3 protein-coding genes are annotated in these 4,190 nt (G+C 70.5%); all 3 read left to right on the top strand.

Annotated features, from left to right (window positions below; genetic code table 11):
* Positions 1 to 271, top strand: a 271-nt coding sequence (locus tag SNE206_RS39725; RefSeq protein ID WP_407918465.1) for an ATP/GTP-binding protein, incomplete at its 5' end; no start/stop codon positions are given.
* Between the two features lie 370 nt (positions 272 to 641).
* Positions 642 to 4,082, top strand: coding sequence for a nitrate- and nitrite sensing domain-containing protein (locus SNE206_RS39720; protein ID WP_407918464.1), 3,441 nt, complete (start codon positions 642 to 644; stop codon positions 4,080 to 4,082).
* Between the two features lie 10 nt (positions 4,083 to 4,092).
* On the top strand, positions 4,093 to 4,190 hold a 98-nt coding region (locus tag SNE206_RS39715), incomplete at its 3' end, for a roadblock/LC7 domain-containing protein (RefSeq protein ID WP_173669913.1).

Genomic DNA, 4,190 nt, shown 5'->3' with positions numbered 1-4,190 from the left:
CGGCGCCATCGGCGCCGTCGTCCTCGTCGACACCCGCCGCCTCGCCGACTGCTTCCCCGCACTCGACTACTTCGAGAACAGCGGCCTGCCCTTCGTCGTCGCCCTCAACGGCTTCGACGGACACCAGCCCCACACCGCGGACGAGGTGCGGGAGGCCCTGCAGCTCGGCCCCGACACTCCCGTCGTCACCCTCGACGCCCGACGCAGGGACAGCGCCAAGAGCGCCCTCATCACCCTCGTCGAGCACGCCCTCCTGGCCCGCCTGCGCTGACCGGGGCGGAAGGACCGATGACGGCGCGCGCCCGCTCCATGGCCCGGCAGGGCTCGGGGGCGGGCGCGTGTTTATCCGCTCATAACAGTTCGGTAGGCATTTCGAGATCAACAGTGACAGTTGGTGAAGATTTCGATCCACTGTGCACTGTCAACCCACCGGTTCGACCCGAGTTGTCACCATTTGTCCGATTTTTTCGGCACAGGTCGGCCGGAGGGAGCTGTTTGTCCCCCATCCCTGCACGTGCTGAAATTCCAGCTACCCCGTAGTCACCCCATATGGCAGTTTCACCCAGCAGCGGGCTGCGGCCGGCGGGGGTAGCCGCTGGATTGATCCATGGCCGAACCATCGGCCGAGAGGTTGTTGTCGAGTGAGGCGTAAGCAGCCAGACACCCCGCAGCGGCGTACCGAGCCCCGCCAGGACGAGCCGGGCACGAACGGCCAGGCATCCGGCGGTTTCTCCGCGTTCGCCGCGAACGAGGACCGGACGGGCCGAGGCCCCGCCGGGCCGCCGACCCAGATACTCAGCGGCCCGGGCAACCGCCCGGGCCCGGCCTCGGGACCGGTCGGCCAGGGCAAGGCCGCACCGCCGGCCGCGGAGAAGAGCGGCCGGTACGACAGCCTCTCCCCCCGGAACTGGCGCGTGCCGACCCGACTGGTCGCGATCATGATCGTGCCCGTCATCATCGGCCTCGTCTTCGGCGGTCTGCGCGTCAACACCTCGCTCGACGACTTCCACAAGGCCGACCGCGCGGTGAAGACCGCACGCCTGGCCAACGCGGCGACCGACCTCGCGGACGCACTGGAGAACGAGCGCGACCTGTCGATCGTGCCGATCCTCACCGGCACCGACTCGCAGAACAAGCTCCCGGACCTGCGCAAGAAGACCGACGACGCCCTCAAGGCGTACAACACGGCCTACGGGAAGATCGCCGACGACGAGACGCTCCAGCGCCGCAACGCCGCCTTCCAGGAACTCGTGGTCGCCCTCCCGCACCTGCGCGAGAACGCCTACAAGCCGGAGCTGCTCGCCTCGGCCACCCAGGCCGCGTACTCGGTGATGTTCGCCCCGCTGCTGGCCATCGACAACTCGGTCGGCTTCGGCAGCTCCAACATCACCAGCAAGGGCCGCGCGATCTACGCGATGTCGCTGGCCAAGGCCTCGGCCTCGACCCAGCGCGCGCTCATGCTCAGCCTGCTCGCCGGCATCTCGCAGGGCACGGTCACCAAGTACGAGACCACCGAGCTCATCCAGTCGCTGCTGGTCGCCGCGAAGCTGGAGCAGACCGCGATCAGCGAGTTCAACACCGGCTCCAGCGCCGCCGACGCCAAGGTCTACGCCGACGCGCTCGTCGCCCAGGGCGCCGCCGACCAGCGCAGCCCGCTGCGCATGCCGGACGGCCAGACCGTGCCGACCGTCACCAACCTGCTCAACATCGGCCTGGCCTACTCGGACGCCGCGCTGCGCGTGACCGACAGCAAGGACAAGGAAAAGGCCGACCTGCTCTTCAACACCGCGAAGAACGCCGGTCTCACCGTCCAGAACTGGCAGCAGGCCAGCGCCAGCCACATGAGCGGCCTGCGCGCCACCGAGTCCGCGCTGCTCACCGAGGTCGTCGGCGACGCCGCGAACATCAAGTCCCGCGCGCAGAACGACGCCATCCTCAACTCCAGCATCGTGATCGCCGCGCTCGCGCTGGCCGGTCTGCTCACCGGCTTCATCGCCCGCTCGATGATCCTCGGCATGCGCACCCTCAACAGCGCCGCGCTGGAGATCGCCAACCACCGCCTGCCCGACCTGGTCGAGAAGCTCTCCAAGACCGACCCGGACCGCGTGGACATCTCGGTCTCCCCCATCCCGCTGTACGGCACCGACGAGATCGGCGAGGTCGCCCGCGCGTTCGACCAGGTGCACTCCCAGGCGGTGTCCCTCGCCTCCGAGCAGGCCCTGCTCCGAGGCAACCTCAACGCGATCTTCTCCAACCTGTCGCGCCGCAGCCAGAGCCTCATCCAGCGCCAGCTGGCGCTGATCACGGACCTGGAGAACAACGAGGCCGACCCGGACCAGCTGGAGAACCTCTTCAAGCTGGACCACCTCGCGACCCGTATGCGCCGCAACGGCGAGAACCTCCTCGTCCTCGCCGGCGAGGAGCCGGGCCGCCGCTGGAACACCCCCGTCCCGCTGGTCGACGTGCTCCGCGCCGCCGCCTCCGAGGTGGAGCAGTACGAGCGCATCGAGCTGGCCGGCATCCCCGAGGCCGAGATCATCGGCGCGGCCGTGACCGACCTCGTCCACCTCCTGGCCGAGCTGCTGGAGAACGCCACCACGTTCTCCAGCCCGCAGACCCGGGTGCTCGTCAACGCGACGCGCCTGCCCGACGGCCGCGTCCTGGTCGAGATCCACGACAAGGGCATCGGCCTCACCGCCGACGACTTCGCGGAGATCAACGAGAAGCTGGCCGAGCCGCCCACGGTCGACGCCACCATCTCGCGCCGCATGGGCCTCTTCGTGGTCGGCCGGCTGTCCCAGCGGCACGACATCCGCGTGCAGCTGCGCCCGTCCGGCGAGTCCGCCGGCACCACGTCGCTGGTGATGCTCCCGCAGCCCCTGGTGCAGCTGCTCGCCGCCCCGGAGCCCGAGGAGGAGTTCACGGTCTCCCGGATCTTCTCCGAGCAGGAGCCCACCCAGGGCTGGCAGCAGGACCTCCAGGGCCAGCGCAGCGCCGCGGAGCTCGGCTTCGACGACCACCTGACCGGTGTCGGCAGCAGCGGCTTCAGCCCCGCGCTGGAGGCCATGCAGCGCTCGCAGCGCCTCGACGAGCGCCGCCGGTCGGCCGCGCTGGAGGCCGGGCCGGGCGACCAGGTCATCGACGCCGAGGCGATCGAGACGGACGCCCCCTACGCCGACGAGTACGCCCCCCAGGGCTACGAGCAGGACGGCGGCTACCAGGACCAGGGCTACTCCCCGGACGGCTACCAGGACGCCTACAACGGCGGCTACCAGGACCAGGGCTACGACCCGAACGCCTACCAGGGCCAGGGCGACCAGGGCTACGACGCCCAGGACGGCTACGACCAGTACCAGGGCCAGGCGCCGTACGGGCAGGACGGCGGCTACGACCGCATCCCGCAGCAGACCGGCTACCAGGGCGACGGCTACCAGCCGTACGGCTACGAGAACCAGCCCGCAGCGCCCGCCTACGGCGCGGACACGCCGCCGGCGCTGCCCGCGGCCCCGGCCGCGCACACGGCCGACAGCGGCCTGCCCCAGCGGCGTCCCGGCCAGCAGCTGGCCGGCGGCGGGGGTGCCTTCGGCGGCGGCAGCGGCTTCGGCGGCGAGTCGGCCGAGGACAAGCCGAACTGGTTCACCGGTGCGAAGGACAACTCCGACCTGGAGGAGTCCCGCGGCCACGAGGTGTCGTCGCTCGGCGGGTACGGCCCGACCGGCCCGACCGGCCCCTCGACCGCCTGGCAGTCGGCGAACGACGGCAGCTGGCAGCGCGCCGAGCAGGTGCGCGAGCCCGCGTCCGGGGGCACCACGCCCTCCGGTCTGCCGCGCCGCGTGCCCAAGCAGAATCTCGTGCCCGGCAACGCCAAGCCTGCTCCGACGGAAGGCCCCCAGGTCTCCCGCAACCCGGAGGAGGTCCGCGGACGCCTGACCAACCTGCGCCGCGGCGTGGAGCAGGGACGTAACGCAGTCGGTGACCCGGGGGCCACCGGCAGCTTCCGCGTGGACCCGAACCGGGGTCGTGGCGGCAACCAGAACAGCAGCACCGATCTCTTCGGCGGCTCGAACCACCAGGAGCGATGAGTTGAGTCAGATGAGCCAGGCCGCACAGAACCTGAACTGGCTGATCACCAATTTCGTGGACAACACCCCCGGGGTGTCGCACACGGTGGTGGTCTCCGCAGACGGTCT

Source organism: Kitasatospora sp. NE20-6 (assembly GCF_045862635.1).
The sequence above is the reverse complement of the archived record's forward strand: the minus strand, read 5'-3'. Positions and strand labels throughout refer to the sequence as shown.